The organism is Shimia sp. CNT1-13L.2 (genome assembly GCF_024331145.1).
In the GTDB taxonomy this organism is placed as follows: domain Bacteria; phylum Pseudomonadota; class Alphaproteobacteria; order Rhodobacterales; family Rhodobacteraceae; genus Shimia.
In genome coordinates, this window is record NZ_JANDJO010000002.1 from 375128 (window position 1) to 394671 (window position 19544).

The following is a 19544-nucleotide window of genomic DNA, read 5'->3' on the forward strand; positions in this document are numbered from 1 at the left end:
GCTGGGCTTCCCTCGCGTTTTCGTCTTAGTACCAGGCGTCGGCCATTTCGGCTTTTCTACGGGCGACAAAATCTTTCAAGGCTTCGTCGGTTTCTGTCGCCATTTCAGGGGCTTCGTAGTTCGCCAGGGTGTCTTTCCATTTCTTGTTGGCACGGATGGCGGCGTCTTCTCCGCCCTGTTCCGCCCAGGTTTCATAGGGCTGATCGTCGTTCAGGCCGCTGTCCCAATACGCTGTCTCATAATGCCGCAGCGTGTGGGCGGTGCCAAAGAGGTGCTCGCCCGGGCCCTGTTCGGCAAGGGCATCTATGCCAAGGGTGTCGTCGTTGACCTCGAAGCCGTTCATATAGGCGTGCAGGGCGCCGCACATGTCGGTGTCCATTACGAATTTCTCGTAGGACATGGACAGCAGGCCGTCGAGGAAGCCGGCAGAGTGCAGGACAAAGTTTGCGCCGCCCTGAACGGCGGACATCATCGACATCATGCTTTGCTGCATGGCCTGCGCGTCCGGCAGTTTCGAGGTCGAGAAGTTGCCGGCACAGCGCAGGGGCAGGTTCAGGCGGCGGGCCAGCTGGCCCATGACCAGAGAGCCAAGCGCCGGTTCGGGCGTGCCGAAGGTAGGGGAACCCGAGCGCAGCGACATGGAACTTAGGAAACCGGCCAGCACGGCGGGGGCACCGGGGCGCACCAGTTGGGTGATGGCGCAGGAGGTCATGGATTCGGCAAGGCACTGGGCGATTGACCCGGCCATGGTGAGCGGGGAGACCGCGCCGCCAAGGAGGAAGGGCAGGTGGATCGACCCCTGGCCCGCACGGGCATAGGCGGTGATGCCTTGGGTCGTGGCCCCATCAAGCACCAGGGGCGAGGTGGTGTTGAAGTTGCCCATGATGACACAGTTCTGATCGACAAAGTCGGCACCGAACAGGATGCGGCACATCTCGACACTGTCTTCGGCGCGTTCCGGTGCGGTGATCGACCCGAGGAAGGGGCGATCGGAATAGCGCATATGGGCATAGACCATATCGAGGTGGCGTTTGTTCACCGGTACGTCGGTCGGTTCGCAGATGGTGCCGCCGGAATGGTGCAGCCAGGGCGAGGATTGCGCCAGTTTCACAAGGTTTTCAAAGTCTTCGATGGTGCCATAGCGGCGGCCCTTGTCGAGGTCCATCACGAATGGGGAGCCATATGAGGGGGCGAACACCGTAGCATCGCCGCCAATCTCAACCGTGTTGGCGGGGTTGCGGGCGTGTTGGGTGAACCGGCCGGGGGCGGTCTTGAGGATCTCGCGGATCATGCCCGGTTCGAATTTGAGGTTCCACGCTTCTGCACTGACGTCGGTGACCTTTGCCCCGGCCTTGCGGAACAGGTCGACGGTTTCCTTGTCTTCGCGGATTTCGATGCCGATCTCGGCGAGAATGCGGTCGGCACCGGCTTCGATCTTGGTCAGGCTTTCTTCGTCCAGAAGGTCGAGCGTCGGAATCTTGCGGGTGATGTAGGGGACGCGCAGATGCGTGTTCTGGCCTGCCTCGGCCGAACGGCCTGCGGCACGCCGGGAGCGACGGCCACGCGGGGCGGGGGCGCTGGGTTGATCGAGCATGAGATGTCCTTTCCAAAGCCGGAACCGCGATCGGGCGCGTCCGATCCGTGCATTTTCAGGACGCGCTGGATTTGGACAATCTCAAAAAATCTCATGTGGGGTGAGAAGAGGTAATCTCAGGCCTGCGCCTGTGCCTGTGAAATACCGATTGAAATAAGAGGGCTATGAATACAGGTGTGCGGAAGATGGTCCGCGAAAAGGGGTATCCGCAATAGATGATTTCAGGTCTTGGCCGTGGTCACGCGGCGGGTTTCGTGTCTTGCGCAAGGTCCGCCAGGCGCGTGGGTTCGTGCACGCGGATATGTTTGCGTTCGCTTGTCAGGATGCCGTCACGTTCCCATGCCGAGAGCAGGCGGCTGACGGTGTGCAGGGTCGAGCCGGTCATCTCGGAGATCTGGCGACGGGTCAGCGGGAAGGGGATTTCGACGCCGGTGTCTGTCTGGCGTCCGTTTTGTTGTGACAGGCGCAGGATGGCGCTGGCCACCCTTTGTTCGACGTGCTGTGTGGCAAGTTCCATGATGCGGGCGTTCATTTCGCCCACGCGGTGCCCGACCATCTTGTTCGCCTCGCGCCCAAAGCCGGGGTAGGTTTCGACGAAGCTGTCCCAGAGCCGCATCGGCCAGCACAGCACAATACATTCCGCGGCGGCCACGGCGGTGGCGGGATAGGTGTCGCGGCCAAGGGCTGCGGCGATGCCAAAAAGCTGTCCGGGCGGGATGTGCAGAGGGATGACACGGTCGCCTTCGCGCGAAATCCGCTCAACGCGGATGTGTCCGTCCAGCAGGAGAAAGAAGGTTTCGGCTTCTGCGCCTTCCTCGAACACGGAATGGCCTGCCTCGATCCTGCGTGAGTGTGCGTGGCTCAGGATCTCGCGGACCGCCAAAGGCTCAAGCGCCCGGAAGCTGGGCAGGTCGCGGAGAAGGGTTTCGTCGAGGTGCTGCACGAATTCTCGCCAAAGGTTGTTGCGGCGCAAACTTTGATCTCATCGATACCGTTAATGTGCGCCTGAAACAATGGTTGGGCCGTCGGAACCTGTGTCACCGAGGCCTGATTGGGGACAAGACCGTGAAACGAGAAGACCTGGATCACCGGGCAAGCTGCCTTGTGGACCGCAAAGGTGCGTGCCGTGATGCCGCCGGGGCGAAACCCGACAGCACCAAGGGATACATTGTCTTTCCCGGGATGCGGGGCAGCCGTTTCAGCAGGGCCGATTCGGGTGCGTTCAAGGGCAGGCGCGCAGATCGGACCTACGATTTGCGTGAAACATGTGGGGAAAATCCATCTTTTTTCCACACCGAGGCGAGGGGGCAACATGCGCGCCTCGGGTGGCCGGGAAAAGGTGCGGGGCGCCGCACTTTTTCTGGCCAAAAAGCAATGGGTTACCCGGGTTTTCAAACTGCCCATACTTCGGGCGATTTGCGAAATAAATTCGAAAAATCAGATATTTGCGACGACGAAAAAAATGCGAAATCCCCCCGAAACCATGATCCAGATCAACAAATAAGTGTTGCTCCGGTCCTATCGAAAAGGGGGCGGCCCGCATTGGGTCGTGAAGGATCGGAAGGCGCGAACATGACCAGTCAGGACGGAAGAAGAGCATTTCTGCGGGGCCGTTTCACGGCACGCAGCGTGATGCGTCCGTTTGGCGCATTGCCTCCGATGGAGTTCGAAGAGGCCTGCACGGGATGCGGTGACTGTTCCCGAGCCTGTCCGGAAAACATCATCATGAAGGACAGCGAAGGCTTCGCCGTTATCAACTTCAAGAAGGGCGAATGCACCTTCTGCGGCGATTGTATCGAAGCCTGCGAGACCGGCGCACTTGGTGGGGCGCAAACCTGGCTATGGCGGGCGCGCGTTTCCGAAGACTGCCTGTCGCAAAAAGGTGTGCACTGTCGTGCCTGTCAGGACTACTGCGACGAGCAGGCGATCCGTTTCCAGCTCCAGACAGGGGGCAGGGCGGAACCGCAATTCGATCTTCAAAGCTGTACCGGTTGCGGGGCCTGCGCCGCACCTTGCCCGGTCAATGCCATCAAATTCAGCCAAATCAGCCAACCAACGGAGGTCAGCCAATGCTGAACATCTGCGGATGTCTCGTCCACACAATGCCGGAGAAGACCGACAGCGTCATCGCGGCCATTGACGCCTTCGAAGGAGGTGAGGTGCATACCCATGAAGATGGGCGCATCGTTATCACCGTCGAAGACACCCCATCCCAGCGCGCCTCGGATCAGATCATGGACATGCACCAGATCCCCGGCGTTCTGACGATCACTCTCACCTATCACCATTTCGAGGAGCTGGACGATAACGCCGAAGCCCTCGATCAACCTGTACACTGAACGGGAGATCAGCCCATGACCTTGCCAACTTCCCGCCGCTCTTTCCTGAAGGCCACGGCCGCTGCTGCGACCGCCTCGGCCGCAGGCATGACATTGCCGAACGCTGCTGCGGCGCAGCTCGACGGCCCCAACATCCGCTGGGACAAGGCAGCCTGCCGTTTTTGCGGTACAGGCTGTTCGGTTCTTGTCGGTGTCAAGGATGGCCGCGTGGTGGCCACCCAGGGTGACCCCGAGGCCCCGGTGAACCGTGGCCTGAACTGTATCAAAGGCTACTTCCTGTCGAAGATCATGTACGGCAAAGACCGTCTGACCCAACCGCTGCTGCGCAAGTCGAACGGCGTCTATGACAAGAACGGCGACTTCGAGCCGGTGTCCTGGGACGAAGCCTTTGACGTGATGGCCGACAAGTGGAAGGAAACCATCAAGAAAAAAGGCCCGACCGCGGTGTCCATGTTCGGCTCTGGCCAGTGGACCGTCTGGGAAGGCTATGCCGCTGCCAAGTTCATGAAGGCCGGCCTGCGTTCCAACAACATTGACCCCAACGCCCGTCACTGCATGGCGTCGGCCGTGGCCGCCTTTATCCGCGGCTTTGGTATCGACGAGCCGATGGGCTGCTATGACGACCTCGAGCATGCGGATACCTTCGTGCTTTGGGGCTCGAACATGGCCGAGATGCACCCGATCCTGTGGTCGCGCCTCACCGATACCCGCCTGACCAAGCCGGGCTGTGAAGTGCACGTTCTGTCGACGTTTGAGCACCGTTCGTTCGAACTGGCCGACAACGGCATGATCTTTGCGCCGCAGACCGACCTCGCGATCCTGAACTACATCGCCAACTACATCATCCAGAACGGCGCGGTGAACGAGGACTTCGTCAAGAACCACGTCAACATCACCAAGACCAACACCGACATCGGCTATGGTCTGCGCCCGAACCACCCGCTGGAGCAGGCGGCTGAAAACCCGTCGCACGAAGGCAAGCACGGCAAGCTGACCAAGATCAGCTTTGAAGAGTATGCCGAGGCGGTTTCTGAATACACGGTCGAGAAAGTGTCGAAGCTGTCCGGCGTTCCGGAAGCGGCGCTTGAGCGTCTGGCCAAACAGTACGCCGACCCGAACCGCAAGGTGATGTCGCTCTGGACCATGGGCTTCAACCAGCACACCCGTGGTTCCTGGGTGAACGGTCTGATGTACAACGTCCACCTTCTGGTTGGCAAAATCGCCGAGCCGGGCAACTCGCCCTTCTCGCTGACCGGTCAGCCGTCGGCCTGTGGTACCGCCCGCGAGGTTGGCACCTTTGCGCACCGTCTGCCCGCCGACATGGTGGTCATGAAAGAAGCGCACCGCGACATCGCAGAAGCCAAGTGGGGCCTGCCCAAAGGCACCATTCCTGGCAAGCCGGGCTTCCACGCCGTTCTGCAGCACCGCAAGCTGAAAGACGGTGAGCTGAACTGCCACTGGGTCCAGTGCAACAACAACATGCAGGCTGCGCCGAACATGAACGAAGAAGGCTATCCGGGTTACCGCAACCCCGATAACTTCATCACCGTGTCCGACCCGTATCCGACCGTGACCGCACTGGCCGCCGACCTGATCCTGCCCACCGCCATGTGGGTCGAGAAGGAAGGCGCCTATGGTAACGCGGAACGCCGCACCCAGTTCTGGCGCCAGCAGGTGGATGCGCCGGGCGAAGCCAAGTCGGACGTCTGGCAGGTCATGGAGTTCTCGAAACGCTTCAAGATCGAAGACGTATGGCCGGAAGAGTTGATCGCGCAAAAACCCGAGTATCGCGGCAAGACCGTGTACGAGGTCCTGTTCGAGAACGGCAAGGTCAACAAGTACCCGCTGTCGGAGACTGCGGACGGCTTTAACAACGAAGAATCCAAGCACTTTGGCTACTACGTTCAAAAAGGTCTGTTCGAGGAATATGCCGACTTTGGTCGCGGCAAGGCACACGACCTTGCGGACTTTGAAGTCTACCACCAGGCCCGAGGTCTGCGTTGGCCGGTCGTCGACGGCAAGGAAACCCTCTACCGCTTCCGCGAGGGCTATGACCCCTATGTCGAGAAGGGCGCGGGCGTTCAGTTCTACGGCAAGCCGGACGGCAAGGCGAACATCATCTTCGCCCCTTACGAACCGGCGGCGGAAGAGCCTGATGACGAATACGATCTGTGGTTCGTGACCGGCCGTGTTCTCGAGCACTGGCACTCGGGCTCGATGACCCGCCGTGTCCCGGAACTTCACCGTTCGTTCCCGTCGGCCGTCGTGTTCATGCACCCGCAGGACGCCAAGGACCGTGGGCTGCGCCGTGGCCAGGAGATCATGGTCTCGACCCGCCGTGGCGAGGTTCTGTCCCGCGTCGAAACCCGTGGCCGGAACAAGATGCCCCGCGGCGTCGTGTTCATGCCCTGGTTCGATGAAGGCCAACTGACCAACAAGCTGACGCTGGATGCGACCTGCCCGATCTCGAAAGAGACCGACTTCAAGAAATGCGCATGTAAAGTTGAACGCGCGTAACTTGCTGTAAATAGGAGAAAAAAGCCATGTCCGCCCCGAAACGCAAACCCTCGTCGATGGATCGTCGCCGCTTCCTTCAGGATGCTGCACGCGGTGCAGCAGGGTGTGCGGTGGCGGGCATGGCGCTCACACAATTCATCAGCGATGCCCGCGCCCTTCCGGCGCAGGCAATCCGCCCGCCCGGCGCGCTGGACGAGGATGATTTCCTCGCGGCCTGCATCCGCTGTGGTCTTTGCGTGCGCGATTGCCCCTATGACACGCTGAAACTTGCCGAGCTGGGCTATGACGGTCCGGCCACTGGCACGCCATACTTTACCGCCCGCGATATTCCCTGCGAGATGTGTGAAGACATTCCTTGTGTCGTTGCCTGCCCGACTGGCGCGCTCGACAAGGAACTGACGAATATCGACGATGCCGACATGGGCCTCGCGGTGCTGATCGACGAGGAGAAATGCCTCAACGCGCTCGGCCTGCGCTGCGATGTCTGTTATCGCGTCTGCCCCGTCATTGACGAGGCCATCACCCTTGAGCGCCGCCATAACGAGCGTTCGGGTCACCACGCCATCTTCATGCCCATCGTGCATTCCGACAAATGCACCGGTTGCGGCAAATGCGAGAAATCCTGTGTGCTGCCGGGCGAGTCGGCGATCAAGGTGCTGCCGCGCCGGATCGCGATGGCCGAAGCCGCGGATCACTACAAACTCGGCTGGGAAGACAAGAACCCGCTGGTGGATGAGCTGATCGACCTGCCGGACCGCCTGCCCGGACCGGGCACCGACAACCTCGTGGCGCCGGGGGGATACACCACCGATGCGCTGCCTGATCCCAGCATGGAAGGCGGGTTCACCTCGTCCTTCAGCCTGCCGGGGACGGGAGGGTCCAACTGATGAGTGCCAAGACCAAACTCCCCGTTGGACAGGAAGCCATCGACGAATTCGGCTGGCTGCGGGCGCACCGTTTCCTTTTGCTGCGCCGTGCCTCGCAGGTGTTTTTCCTGACCCTGTTCCTGATCGGGCCGTGGTTCGGCATCTGGTGGTTCAAGGGCAACCTGTCCGGATCGATGACCTTCAACGTCCTGCCGCTGACCGATCCTTTCATCACCCTTCAGGGGTTCTTTGCCCTGCACTGGCCGGAAACCACCGCCCTGATTGGTGCGCTGATCGTGGGCGTCGCCTATGCGCTGATTGGCGGCCGGGTCTATTGCTCGTGGGTCTGCCCGATCAACCCGGTCACGGACGGCGCGCATTGGCTGCATGAAAAGCTGGGCATGTCCAAAGGCTGGCAACCCAAGAAGAACACCCGCTATTGGGTGCTGGGCATGGTGCTGGCGGTCTCTGCCATCACTGGCACGGTGGCCTGGGAATTCGTCAACCCGATCAGCATGTTGCACCGTGGCCTGATCTTCGGCATGGGCTTTGCCTGGGCCTTCGTGATCGCGGTCTTCCTGTTCGATGTCTTCGTGTCCCGTCGTGGCTGGTGCGGGCATCTTTGCCCGGTTGGCGCCTTCTATGGCCTGCTTGGCACCAAGTCTGTTCTGCGCATTTCGGCCGAGAAACGCGCCGACTGTGACGACTGCATGGACTGTTTCGCGGTTTGCCCCGAGATGCAGGTCATCACACCGGCCCTGCGCGGCAAGGACGAAGACACGCCGCTTATCCTTTCGTCCGACTGCACCAACTGCGGTCGATGCATCGACGTCTGTGCCATGGACGTCTTCAAATTCACCACCCGTTTCGACGACACGCCCGCACCGGCGCGTGAGCAGAGAACAAGAACTCAACCTGCATCCGGGGCCAGCAAAGCCGCCTGAGCAAGCAACGGAGTAAAACCATGAAGAAGCAAGCCCTCATCAGCGCCATCGCCGCAACGGCCCTTTTCGCCGTCGCAGGTCTCGCGACAGCACAGGAAGTCCAGTCGCTGCGCGGAGCACCGATTGATGAACAAAATGTCGTCGAGGACGTGTTCCACCAGGACAAACAGCGCTTTACCCGCAACTACCGCCAGCAGCCGCCGCTGATCCCGCACTCGATCGATCAGTACCAGATCGACCTCAAGGCCAACCGTTGCCTGAGCTGCCACGACTGGACCACCGCAGGCGAACGCAACGCGCCGACCCTGTCGATGACCCACTATCTGGACCGCGAAGGCAATCAGCTTGACCGCGTCGCAGGCACCCGCTGGTTCTGCAACCAATGCCACGTTCCCCAGGCCGACGCTCCGGCACTGGTGGACAACACCTTCAACGCGTCCAGCAACTGATGCGGCTGTGACCGAGAGGAAGGAGTAAGAAAATGACGGAACAAAACTCTCCCGGCCTTATTCGCCGCATCTGGACCTGGGCCAAGACGCCGATTGGCGCGGTCAGCCTTGGCTTCCTGATGATTGTCAGCTTTGCCGGCGGCATCGTCTTCTGGGGTGGCTTCCACTGGGCCCTTGAAGCGACCAATACCGAGAAGTTCTGTATCTCGTGCCACGAGATGGAGAACAACGTCTATGCGGAATACCAGGGCACCGTTCACCAGAACAACTCGTCCGGTGTGCGCGCCACCTGTCCCGACTGCCACGTGCCCAAGGACTGGGGCCCCAAGATGATCCGCAAGATCCAGGCTTCGAAAGAGCTGTATGGCAAGTTCATCACCAAGTCGGTGTCGACGCCGGAGAAGTTCGAGGAACACCGGATCATCATGGCCTCGCGTGAGTGGAAGCGGATGAAAAAGACCGACTCCAAGGAATGCCGGAACTGCCACAACTTCGAGTTCATGGACTTCACGAAACAGGAAAACCGTGCCGCCCAGAACCACCAGAAAGCACTGGACGAAGGCAAGACCTGTATCGATTGCCACCAGGGTGTCGCGCACAGCCTGCCCGAAGGCTACCTTGACGCCTACAAGGCCGTCGCTGCCGAGGTTGAAGGCAAGTAAGGCAAAGGATTGGGTGAAAAGCTCATGAATGAACTCAAGACAATTTCGCAGGCCGCCGCAGACACCGCGGCGGCCTGTGCCTGTTCCACCAAGGGGCTGCCTTCGGTGGAACAGGCGATGGAGCGCCTGCGCGCGTTGGTCCAGCCGATCCGCGACGTGGAAAGCGTGCCGGTCTTCGATCTGGAAGACCGCATCCTGGCCTGCGATGTGCAGACCGTCTGTGATCTTCCCCTGTTCGACAATGCGGCCATGGACGGCTACGCACTGGCGCTCGACAGTCTGGAGGGGCAGGGGCCTTGGCAGTTGCCGGTGTTCGACCGTATCGCAGCCGGTCAGCCCGGAGATACACCGCTGCCCGCGGGGATGGTCGCGCGGATTTTCACCGGCGCGCCCCTGCCGAAAGGCGCCGATCTGGTCATTCCGCAGGAACAGGTTGTTCGCGTGGGCGATGTGATCACCGTTCAGGATCGCCCTTCGCCCGACGCACATGTGCGGCGCAGCGGATCGGACATGCAAAAGGGGCGTCCGCTGCTGTCGGAAGGCACGCGCCTGACCGCCAACCGGATCGCCGCGCTGGCGGGGGCCGGTATCGGGGCCGCCAAGGTCTATCGCCGTCCGCGCGTTGCCCTGATGATGAGCGGTGACGAAATCCGCGATGCGGGGGCGGAACTGTCGGCTGGTGAAATCTGGGATGTGAACACCCCGATGATCAGCGCCCTTGTCACGGCTGCCGGGGCTGACATCGTCGCCCGCGTGCAGCTGAGTGATACACCGCTGGAAATCGCCTCGGCCTTTGCCCGCGTGGCGGGGCAGGTCGACCTGATCATCACCTCGGGTGGTGTGTCTGTCGGGGAAGAGGACCACCTTCACCAGTCGTTCATCCGCGCCGGCGGGCAGCACGCCTTTTCCGGTGTGGCGATGAAGCCGGGCAAACCGGTCTCGGCCGGACAGATCGAAAGCGCGCTCTGGCTTGGGCTGCCGGGCAATCCGGTGGCGGCCTTTGTGGGCTGGCATCTGTTTGGCAACGGCATCCTTTCCGCGCTGGGCCATCACCCCTCCGAGACGCCCACGCAGACGGCGGTTCTGGGCGGGCAGCTTGAACACAAGGTTGGACGCCGCGAATTCCGCCCCGTGGCCGTCATGGGGCGCGACGCAAGTGGCCGCCCGGTGATCGACCCCGGTGTGCCGGTGCGCTCGGCCTCCCTCTCGCAATTGCTGGCGGCGGATGGCATGATCGACATCGCTGCCGAAACCACCACGGGGCAGGTGGGCGAAACTGTTCGCTTTCTGCCTTTCGTTTCTTGATCCAAGGAAACCGCAATGAAGATTGCCTATACCCTAGCTCCCGGTCGGGGCGAGACGAACCTCCTTCTGGCCGAATTCGCCGAGGAAATGGCCAAGCGCGGCCTGCGCCTGTGCGGCACTGTTCAGGTCGATACCGAGCGTGACAAGGACCACCACTGCGACATGGACGTCAAGGTGCTGCCCGAAGGTCCGGTCATCCGCATTTCGCAGGACCTTGGCAAAGAGGCGCGCGGTTGCCGACTGGACACCAATGCCCTTGAAGAGGCCGTGGCCCTGACAGACAGGCAGTTGGGCGAGGGGGCTGACCTGTTGCTGATCAACAAGTTCGGTAAGCACGAGGCCGACGGCCGCGGTTTTCGCGACACCATCGGACAGGCATTGGCCGCTGGCGTGCCGATCATCGTGGGGGCCAACAAGCTCAACGTGCAGGCGCTGATCGACTTTTGCGATGGCATGGCAGTCGAACTGGCCCCCGAGGTCGATGTGCTGCGCGACTGGGTTCTGACGTCCGAGTGAGCCGGTTTAGAACTGTAGTCCCAGTTCCGTGACAATGCGCGCGCCGACACTTGGATAGGCGCGTGCACCGATCGTGAAGAATGGTCGGGGGGTATTGTTTCTGCGGCTCAGATCAGGTGTCAGGCGCATTGCCGCGGAGACATACGGAAGGTTCTGCGTGTTCCGGTGTTCGACGTCCAGAACCGGCGAGGTAATATGTGTCTTGGTGTGCGTTACCAGAACGCCAGCTGTTCCGGTCAGGTCCAAGTCCATTCGGCGCCCGTCGACAAGACGCCGCCTTGCGCCCGCCGCCAAATCAACCGAGCCTGTGCGAAACTTGATGTTGATTGGTTCAACCAAAACACCGGCCCCGTTCGGCAGCCGATAGTCGGAGCGCCCCAAAGACGCGCTTGCGGTTGCCACCCAAGCCGCCCTGTCCGACATTGCCCGCTCTGCATGCATGCGAACGCCCAGCATTTGTGATCTCGGCAGAGTGTATGTCAGTGTTGATCCGGGCTGTTCTTCCAGGAAATTCGAGGGGATTTCGGTGACACGCCCCGAACTGCCGGTGTCGCCGCGAAACTTCTGGATAGTCGCGTCCATGGCCCCTTCCACATAGGCCACTTCGTCCCTGTCCATGAAAATCTCGCTCCGCGTGGTCCATGTGGACTCGGGTGCGACACAGCCGCTCAAAAGGGCGGTGAGTGCTCCGTAGATTAAAAAAGAACGTGGTAGAATCATTTGTTTTTCAATTACATGCCCGCGAAAGCAATTTTGCTTAGCAAGTTGTTTAAGTGCCCTATTTCGAAGTGGAGGATTTGAGGTGCCCGTATTTAACGTGAATTCTGACCTGTCGTATCTTGTCGAACTGGTAAATGGAAGCTCCCCGCTTCCGACGGCCTTTGACAACCTTGAACTGGACTATATGGCCGGCTTCGAGCTTCTGGACACGCTCGGCCCCGACTTCCAGGTCACCTCGCTGGCGTCGACGCAGGTTGTTCTGGCGGACGCAAGCACCGGCCACACCCTGACCCTGAGCGGTTCGGGCATCAATCCGGTCGGCAGTGTTGCCGAGCTGGAAATCGCCATCGACAACGGTCTTGCCACCGGTGCCTTCTCGCAGCTGAAGCTCGAAGGTCCGCTGACCGCGGGTGGTACGCCGGTTGACCTGCTGGTTCTTGACATGAATGCCAGCGGCTACACCATCACCTCGGGCGACCAGAAGATCATCCTCAGCGGCGGCTTCCCCCTGACGCTGACACAGTTCATGGGGCTGGCAGATCTCCTGCCGCAGATCGAAACCGCCGGTGACCTGACCGGTGCAGCGCGCACCAACCTGCTCAACCAACTGGTAGGGTTTGGCCCCGATGGCCTGACCATCATGAACGGCACTGACACGCTGTTCTCCTTCTCGGTTACCAGCAGCGCGGTCAACCTGTCGTTCGAAGGCTACACCATCACGTTGAACGGTACCTTCCCGACCGATTTGAGCGAGCTGTTCTCGGTCATGTACCAGATCGGTGACATCGTGGATGTCTTCGGCTACTTCACCTCGCTGGCTTCGGTGAGCGGCCTTGCCCTGACCGGCGCAACCATCACTGGTCCCGATGGCACCAACCTGCTGACCATGACCGGTGCCATCACCGACGAAGCGTCGCTGGACAACTCGACTCTGTTCATCAACGGCGTTGCCGTTCAAGAGGTTCAGGTTGGTAGCGATTACGACGACGGTTTGCCTGGATACCCGACTCCCTACTGGGACTGGATTGTCGGTGGTTCGGGTAACGATCACCTTTTCGGTTTGGGTGGAAATGACCAGTTGGAAGGCGGAGAGGGTAACGACTTCCTGTTTGGCGGCTCGGGCAGTGACTACTTGGTCGGCGGTGCTGGCAATGACTACTTCGATCCCGGCGGCAACTCGTTCGAAGCATGGGACACCATCCTGACCGGTTCGGGCAACGATACCGTTGACATGGCCGATGTTGACCAAAGCGGTGTTGGCCTTGATCACGATGATCTGAACGCGGGCATTGTCGCGACAATCAATGGCGCCACCAACACGGGTTCGATCGACAAGGGTCCGAACGGCTCCACAACGCTTCTGGATGTGGTCAATGCGCTCGACTACTGGGGCCTGAGTGTTTACGGCACCGATCACAATGACATCATCAACATCACGCTGGGCACCGATCACTGGTTCGGAATTCACGGCGGGGGCGGCAACAACACTGTCAACATTCTTGGCGGAGACGGGATCGTGCGCCTGAACCATTGGGGGGCGACACAAGGCATCTCGGCGGACCTGACGGTTGGTACTATCAACAATGGCCAAGGTGGCTTAGACGCCATCACGGGCATCGGAAGTGGCCCTGTGATCGAAGTCCAGGCCACCGATTTCAACGACAGCATCCTCGGCAGTGCCTCGAATGACCGGTTCATTCTGCGTCAGGGCTTTGACACGCTGGACGGCGCAGGCGGACGCGACCTCGTGCGCTATGATCGCAGCGGCGTTGAGGAGGTCGAAGTCGACCTTGCACTTGGCTATGCCGAGGGCACTTGGGGTGGCCAGTACTTCTACCACCGCCTGTCGAATATCGAAGACGTTCGCGGCTCGCGTGAACACGGCGACGAGATTTTTGGCAACAACGCCAAGAACAAGCTCGACGGTCGTGGTGGCGATGACTTCCTCTTCGGGGGAGGTGGGGCCGATACGCTGATTGCGGGTGCGGGCGACGACACCCTTTTCGGCGGCAACGGCACCGACCGGGCCGATCTTGATGGCAACCTTGCGGATGCCACCATTGGCCTGAACGCGCTGGGCTTGACCATCTCGCTGGGTGGCGACACCAACACCATCTTCTGGGACGTTGAGAAAATTCGTTTCAACGATGCACAACGCAGCTTTGACACCCTGAAAGGCCTTGTCACCGGCGGTGCGCCGGGCTCGCAAACAGCGGGGGCTGACCTCATCATTGGCACCGGCGGCAACAACAAGCTGTACGGTCTGTCCGGCTTTGACACCCTGCTGGGTGAAGCTGGGAACGATGTTCTCAACGGCGGTAAGGGCGGCGATCATCTGGCCGGTGGTGCAGGTGCCGACACGCTGAACGGTGGTGACGGCAATGACGTCGTGACCGGCGGTCTTGGACGTGACCTCGCGAACCTTGGCGCGGGCAACGACACCTTTGTTGGTGACGAGCAAAGCGGCGCCTTTGCCAAGGACACCATCAACGGTGGCACCGGCAACGACTCGATCTGGGCCGGCGGCGGCAACGACGTTCTCAAGGGCGAAGGCGGTAGCGATGAACTTGACGGCGGTGCCGGCAACGATGTCGTGAACGGCGGCAATGGCGCGGACGAGGTGAACGGCGGTACCGGTGCCGACACCGTGATTGGTGGCGGCGGTGCTGACGACATGGAAGGTGACGGCGGAAACGACCGCCTGACAGCAGGTGCTGGCAATGACACGCTGAACGGCGGTGCGGGCAACGATACGCTGACCGGCAACAAGAACGCCGACACCTTTGTGTTTGAAGGTAACTTCGGCAACGATGTCATCACCGATTTCGCAGCTTTCAACACCGAGAAAGTCGACCTTTCGAGGATTTCCGAAATCACCGATTTTGCCGACCTTCTGGCCGAGCACCTGGTGGACGATGGCGGCAAGGCCAAGATCGTTGTCGGCAGCAACTCGATCCTGTTGCAGAATGTCGACTATACCGACGTGGGTGTTGGTCTAGCTTACTCGGCGAACGACTTCATCTTCTGATCCGGTTCCATTGGGAAAGAAAAGGAGGGGCGGCTTTCGAGCCGCCTCTTTTGCTGTGAAAGGGGCAAATCGCATTGTTCCAATCGAACGTGCCGCATCTGTGGTTGTGCGGTGACGCTAAATGGCAACATATTCTTGAATTTTCCTTTCCCGGTAGTGCTTTGCAGCTTGAGCCTCAAATGGAAGAATGTTTGATTTCGCGCATTCAGTCTTATAGCACCGAGGAATTTTTGATGACCGACATCGTCCCAGCAGTTGACCACTCAAATTTCTCCGATTTCAAAGGGGATCAAGACACCTTCAATGCCAGTCAGCGATCAGTGGGCGCGGCGTTGCAAGCGTCTGGCGCATCGGTCAACGAAATTCGCGGAACGGACGAGCGAGAGTACATTTCCGGAACTGATTTCGACGACCACATCTTCGTGTCTTGGGAACGCGACACAATCGATGGTGGAACCGGTCAGGACTTGATGCGCTTTGACGATCCCAACGTTGAGTACGTCTATGTCCTACTTTTTCACGGAAGCGCAGAACCCTATTTTGACAATGTTTTTGCCGGCTTTCCTTATTCGTTTGATCAAACGCTGCTCAACATTGAACACCTGCGTGGCTCTCTCGAAGGTGATGATCTTCTGGTTGGAAACGAACAAAATAATCGGTTGGAAGGCCTTGGCGGGGCCGACTTGCTTGATGGGCGCGAAGGCGATGATACGCTGATTGCAGGGACTGGCAGCGACAATATCGTTGGAGGAACCGGTTTCGACAGAGCTGTTCTGAATGCGGATTTCGCTGACGCAAGTTTCGATTTGAGCGTCCGGGGCCTGCTGGTCACCTTGGGTCAGGAAACCAAGCGCATCAATTGGGATGTCGAGGAAATCCACTTTGCAGATCAAGTCAAAGCGTTTTCCGAACTTCGGACCTTGGTAACAGGAGACGCACCCGGATCCGAAACAAACGGTGATGACAGGATTTTTGGATCAGGATCAAAAGACGTCGTCGATGGGCTGCTGGGAGCAGATACATTGTTTGGCTTTGGCGGGAACGATGTTCTCAAGGGGGGCGACGGGAATGACCAAATTGCTGGAGGAGATGGAGCCGACACCATCTTTGCGGGCAGTGGAAATGATACTGTCACAGACGGCAAAGGCCGAGATCGCATTAATCTAGGTGATGGCGACGACTACTTTTCTGGTGATACGCAATCCGGAGATTTTTCCAATGACACGATCCTTGGAGGTCTGGGCGCAGACGGGATTTTTGCGGGGGGTGGCGATGACCTCGCCAAAGGAGAGGCTGGAGACGATAGAGTTCATGGCGGTGACGGAGACGACACTTTGTATGGGCATTCCGGCGATGACTACCTTGATGGTGAACTCGGAGCAGACTCTATTTTCGGTGGACTAGGCAATGACTACGCGTCGCTGGGTGAAGGGGACGATGTCTATACTGATTCAAAGAGCGGACCTGCCGGCAATGACACTGTCTTTGGTGGAGCGGGAAATGATCGGATCAAGGTTTTTGCTGGCGACGACAAAGTTTCGAGCGGCGAAGGTTCTGATTTTATCGACGCTGGTCGAGGGGCGGACACCATCAACGCAGCTGCCGGTGACGACACTGTTCTTGCGGGGCAGGGAAATGATAGCGTTAGGGGGGGGATCGGATCGGATCTCGTTCGCCTAGGAGGTGGTGACGACCGCTTTAGTGGTGGCGACCTGCTCGACGGGTTTGATGGAAACAACACAGTCTACGGTGGGGCGGGTGACGACGTTATCTTCGGTGACGGAGGGAACGGTACCTACTATGGCGGATCGGGAAATGACCTTCTGACATCCAGTAGAGGATCATACCAAAAGACCGTTATCGTGGATGGAAAACCTCAAACGGAAACGGTGTTTGAAAGTGGTGACAACTATTTTAATGGTGGTACTGGGGACGATCGGATTTGGGGCGAGGAGGGAGAAGATACCCTTGTCGGCGGAAGTGGTAATGACAGCATGGATGGCAACGGCGGAAACGACCGCCTGACCGCCGGCTCGGGCAATGATACGCTGGAAGGCGGCGCTGGTAACGACACGCTTAGCGGGAACCAGAATGCGGACACGTTCGTGTTCAAAACTGGCTTTGGCACCGATGTAATAACCGACTTCTCGTCATACGATGGCGAAAAGATTGACTTCTCAGCTATCCCCGAAATCACCGATTTCGCCGACCTTCTGGCCGAGCACCTGGTGGACGATGGCGGCAAGGCCAAGATCGTTGTCGGCAGCAACTCGATCCTGTTGCAGAATGTCGATTATACCGACGTGGGTGTTGGTCTTGCTTACTCGGCGAATGACTTCATCTTCTGATCCTCAAAGGATTGTCGATTTTGGGGGCCGGTCTTGCGCCGGCCCCTTTTGTTTTGCTCGTGATGACACATGCCGCTGTCGCGATCGTGATTTCCCTAAAATCGTCTCCTGCCCTTGCAGCCCCCCAAGGGCAGCACTAAGACTCTTACAGACAGGCTTCGGCCAGACGCATTATTGGCGAACAACAGGCAGGCGGATATGACAGACCCATTCGAGACATACATGAATACCCTGGTCCCCATGGTCGTGGAACAGACCAGCCGCGGGGAACGTGCTTACGACATCTTCTCGCGCCTCCTGAAGGAGCGGATCATCTTCATCAACGGCCCGATTCACGATGGCATGTCCTCGCTGATCGTCGCGCAGTTGCTGCACCTCGAAGCCGAGAACCCCTCGAAAGAGATCTCGATGTACATCAACTCGCCCGGTGGCGTGGTGACTTCGGGTCTCTCGATCTATGACACCATGCAGTACATCCGTCCCAAGGTTTCGACCCTGGTGATCGGCCAGGCGGCCTCGATGGGCTCGCTGCTGCTGACCGCTGGTGCCGAAGGCATGCGCTTCTCGCTGCCCAACAGCCGCATCATGGTGCACCAGCCCTCGGGCGGCTATCAGGGTCAGGCGACGGATATCATGATCCACGCGCAGGAAACCCAGAAGCTCAAGGATCGCCTGAACGGCATCTACGTCAAGCACACCGGCCAGAAGATGAAGGCCGTGGTCGACGCGCTTGAGCGCGACAACTTCATGTCCGCCGAAGAGGCCAAGGACTGGGGTCTGATCGACGAGATCGTGGAAAATCGCGCCAAGAGCGACGACGCTGAGTAATATTTGGGCCCTGCGGGTTCGTAACCCGCGGGGCGCTTTTTCGACATTGTGCCTGCCTCTAAGCTAGCCTAAGCTAACTCGGAAACAGGGCTTTGACGCGGAATTTCCCTGACGGCAGTCAGGGGCTGAAAGGTAGGACATGGCAAGCAACTCCGGCGACAGCAAAAACACCCTCTATTGCAGCTTCTGCGGCAAGAGCCAGCACGAGGTTCGCAAACTGATTGCTGGTCCCACCGTTTTCATCTGTGATGAATGCGTTGAACTTTGCATGGACATCATCCGCGAAGAGACCAAGGCAAGCGGCCTGAAATCTTCCGAAGGTGTGCCGACCCCGCAGGAAATCTGCGATGTTCTGAACGACTACGTGATTGGTCAGGCCGTGGCCAAGCGCGTGTTGTCGGTGGCGGTTCACAACCACTACAAGCGCCTCAACCACGCGCAGAAGACCGGCGACATCGAACTGGCCAAGTCGAACATCCTGCTGATTGGCCCGACGGGCTGCGGCAAGACGCTTCTGGCGCAGACGCTGGCGCGCATTTTGGACGTGCCCTTCACGATGGCCGATGCAACCACGCTGACCGAAGCGGGCTATGTCGGGGAAGATGTCGAGAACATTATCCTCAAGCTGCTTCAGGCGTCGGAATACAACGTTGAGCGCGCGCAGCGGGGCATCGTCTATATCGACGAGGTCGACAAGATCACGCGCAAGTCCGAGAACCCCTCGATCACCCGTGACGTGTCGGGCGAGGGCGTGCAGCAGGCGCTTCTGAAGCTGATGGAAGGCACGGTTGCCAGCGTACCGCCGCAGGGTGGCCGCAAGCACCCGCAGCAGGAATTCCTTCAGGTCGACACCACCAACATCCTGTTCATCTGTGGCGGTGCCTTTGCCGGCCTCGACAAGATCATCGCACAGCGTGGCAAGGGCTCGGCGATGGGCTTTGGGGCCGATGTGCGCGACAATGACGAACGCGGCGTTGGCGAGATCTTCAAGGATCTGGAGCCGGAAGACCTGCTGCGCTTTGGCCTGATCCCGGAATTCGTGGGCCGTCTGCCGGTTCTGGCGACGCTGGAAGATCTGGACGAAGACGCGCTGGTTACCATCCTGACCGAACCCAAGAACGCGCTTGTCAAACAGTACCAGCGCCTGTTCGAACTGGAAGACACCGCGCTGACCTTTACCGATGATGCGCTGTCGGCGATTGCCAAACGTGCCATCGAACGCAAGACCGGTGCCCGTGGCCTTCGCTCGATCCTCGAAGACATCCTGCTGGACACCATGTTCGAACTGCCGGGCATGGACAGCGTGACCGAGGTCGTGGTGAACGAAGAGGCGGTGACCTCGGACAAACAGCCGCTGATGATCCACGCGGATGCCGAGAAGGAACCGGCAAGCGCCAGCTGATCCGGGCAACGGTACGAGACATAGAG

Annotated in this window: 16 protein-coding genes; 13 read left to right on the plus strand and 3 right to left on the minus strand. The window is 59.6% G+C overall.

Features of this window, described 5'->3' with window-relative positions; genetic code table 11:
- Nucleotides 1-25: 25 nt before the first annotated feature.
- Both NNA36_RS05550 and NNA36_RS05555 read right to left on the minus strand, forming a co-directional pair.
- Complete coding sequence (locus NNA36_RS05550; protein WP_255105009.1) at nt 26-1594, minus strand: trimethylamine methyltransferase family protein; 1569 nt, start codon at nt 1592-1594, stop codon at nt 26-28.
- 238 nt (nt 1595-1832) lie between these two features.
- Nucleotides 1833-2537, minus strand: coding sequence for a Crp/Fnr family transcriptional regulator (locus NNA36_RS05555; RefSeq protein ID WP_255105010.1), 705 nt, complete (start codon nt 2535-2537; stop codon nt 1833-1835).
- Nucleotides 2538-2659: 122 nt separating this feature from the next.
- Between NNA36_RS05555 and napF the strand changes: the two genes are divergently transcribed.
- Genes napF through NNA36_RS05600 form a run of 9 tightly spaced genes read left to right on the plus strand, consistent with a single transcriptional unit; the run spans nt 2660 to nt 11192 of the window.
- Entirely contained in the window at nt 2660-3670 is a 1011-nt protein-coding gene (napF, locus tag NNA36_RS19970; RefSeq protein WP_255105012.1) for a ferredoxin-type protein NapF, read from the plus strand.
- On the plus strand, nt 3664-3933 hold the full coding sequence (locus NNA36_RS05565) for a chaperone NapD (RefSeq protein WP_255105014.1): 270 nt from the start codon (nt 3664-3666) through the stop codon (nt 3931-3933). The genes napF and NNA36_RS05565 overlap by 7 nt, the downstream gene beginning before the upstream one ends.
- 15 nt (nt 3934-3948) lie before the next feature.
- Nucleotides 3949-6450 (plus strand): nitrate reductase catalytic subunit NapA, encoded by a 2502-nt coding sequence (gene napA, locus NNA36_RS05570; protein ID WP_255105016.1) that lies wholly within the window; start codon nt 3949-3951, stop codon nt 6448-6450.
- Nucleotides 6451-6476: 26 nt separating this feature from the next.
- Nucleotides 6477-7337, plus strand: coding sequence for a ferredoxin-type protein NapG (gene napG / locus NNA36_RS05575; RefSeq protein ID WP_255105018.1), 861 nt, complete (start codon nt 6477-6479; stop codon nt 7335-7337).
- Complete coding sequence (napH, locus tag NNA36_RS05580) at nt 7337-8260, plus strand: quinol dehydrogenase ferredoxin subunit NapH (protein WP_255105020.1); 924 nt, start codon at nt 7337-7339, stop codon at nt 8258-8260. Before napG ends, napH begins: the two co-directional genes overlap by 1 nt.
- Before the next feature lie 20 nt (nt 8261-8280).
- Nucleotides 8281-8709 carry a nitrate reductase cytochrome c-type subunit gene (locus tag NNA36_RS05585; RefSeq protein WP_255105021.1) on the plus strand — a complete coding sequence of 143 codons (429 nt, stop codon included), beginning with the start codon at nt 8281-8283 and terminating at the stop codon, nt 8707-8709.
- Nucleotides 8710-8741: 32 nt separating this feature from the next.
- Nucleotides 8742-9371 carry a NapC/NirT family cytochrome c gene (locus NNA36_RS05590; protein WP_255105023.1) on the plus strand — a complete coding sequence of 210 codons (630 nt, stop codon included), beginning with the start codon at nt 8742-8744 and terminating at the stop codon, nt 9369-9371.
- Nucleotides 9372-9395: 24 nt separating this feature from the next.
- Nucleotides 9396-10676: a gephyrin-like molybdotransferase Glp gene (gene glp / locus NNA36_RS05595; protein WP_255105025.1), complete on the plus strand. Its 1281-nt coding sequence runs from the start codon at nt 9396-9398 to the stop codon at nt 10674-10676.
- A gap of 15 nt (nt 10677-10691) precedes the next feature.
- Complete coding sequence (locus NNA36_RS05600; RefSeq protein ID WP_255105028.1) at nt 10692-11192, plus strand: DUF2478 domain-containing protein; 501 nt, start codon at nt 10692-10694, stop codon at nt 11190-11192.
- A 6-nt stretch (nt 11193-11198) separates the two neighbouring features.
- Here NNA36_RS05600 and NNA36_RS05605 read toward each other — a convergent pair whose 3' ends face one another.
- Entirely contained in the window at nt 11199-11810 is a 612-nt protein-coding gene (locus NNA36_RS05605; protein WP_255105031.1) for a hypothetical protein, read from the minus strand.
- 184 nt (nt 11811-11994) lie between these two features.
- Between NNA36_RS05605 and NNA36_RS05610 the strand changes: the two genes are divergently transcribed.
- From NNA36_RS05610 to clpX, 4 genes are all read left to right on the plus strand, one after another.
- Nucleotides 11995-14940, plus strand: coding sequence for a calcium-binding protein (locus tag NNA36_RS05610; protein WP_255105034.1), 2946 nt, complete (start codon nt 11995-11997; stop codon nt 14938-14940).
- 233 nt (nt 14941-15173) lie between these two features.
- Nucleotides 15174-17288 carry a calcium-binding protein gene (locus tag NNA36_RS05615; RefSeq protein WP_255105036.1) on the plus strand — a complete coding sequence of 705 codons (2115 nt, stop codon included), beginning with the start codon at nt 15174-15176 and terminating at the stop codon, nt 17286-17288.
- 198 nt (nt 17289-17486) lie between these two features.
- Nucleotides 17487-18116 (plus strand): ATP-dependent Clp protease proteolytic subunit, encoded by a 630-nt coding sequence (locus NNA36_RS05620; RefSeq protein ID WP_255105038.1) that lies wholly within the window; start codon nt 17487-17489, stop codon nt 18114-18116.
- Between the two features lie 139 nt (nt 18117-18255).
- Nucleotides 18256-19518 (plus strand): ATP-dependent Clp protease ATP-binding subunit ClpX, encoded by a 1263-nt coding sequence (clpX, locus tag NNA36_RS05625; RefSeq protein WP_255105040.1) that lies wholly within the window; start codon nt 18256-18258, stop codon nt 19516-19518.
- The last annotated feature ends 26 nt before the right edge of the window (nt 19519-19544 follow it).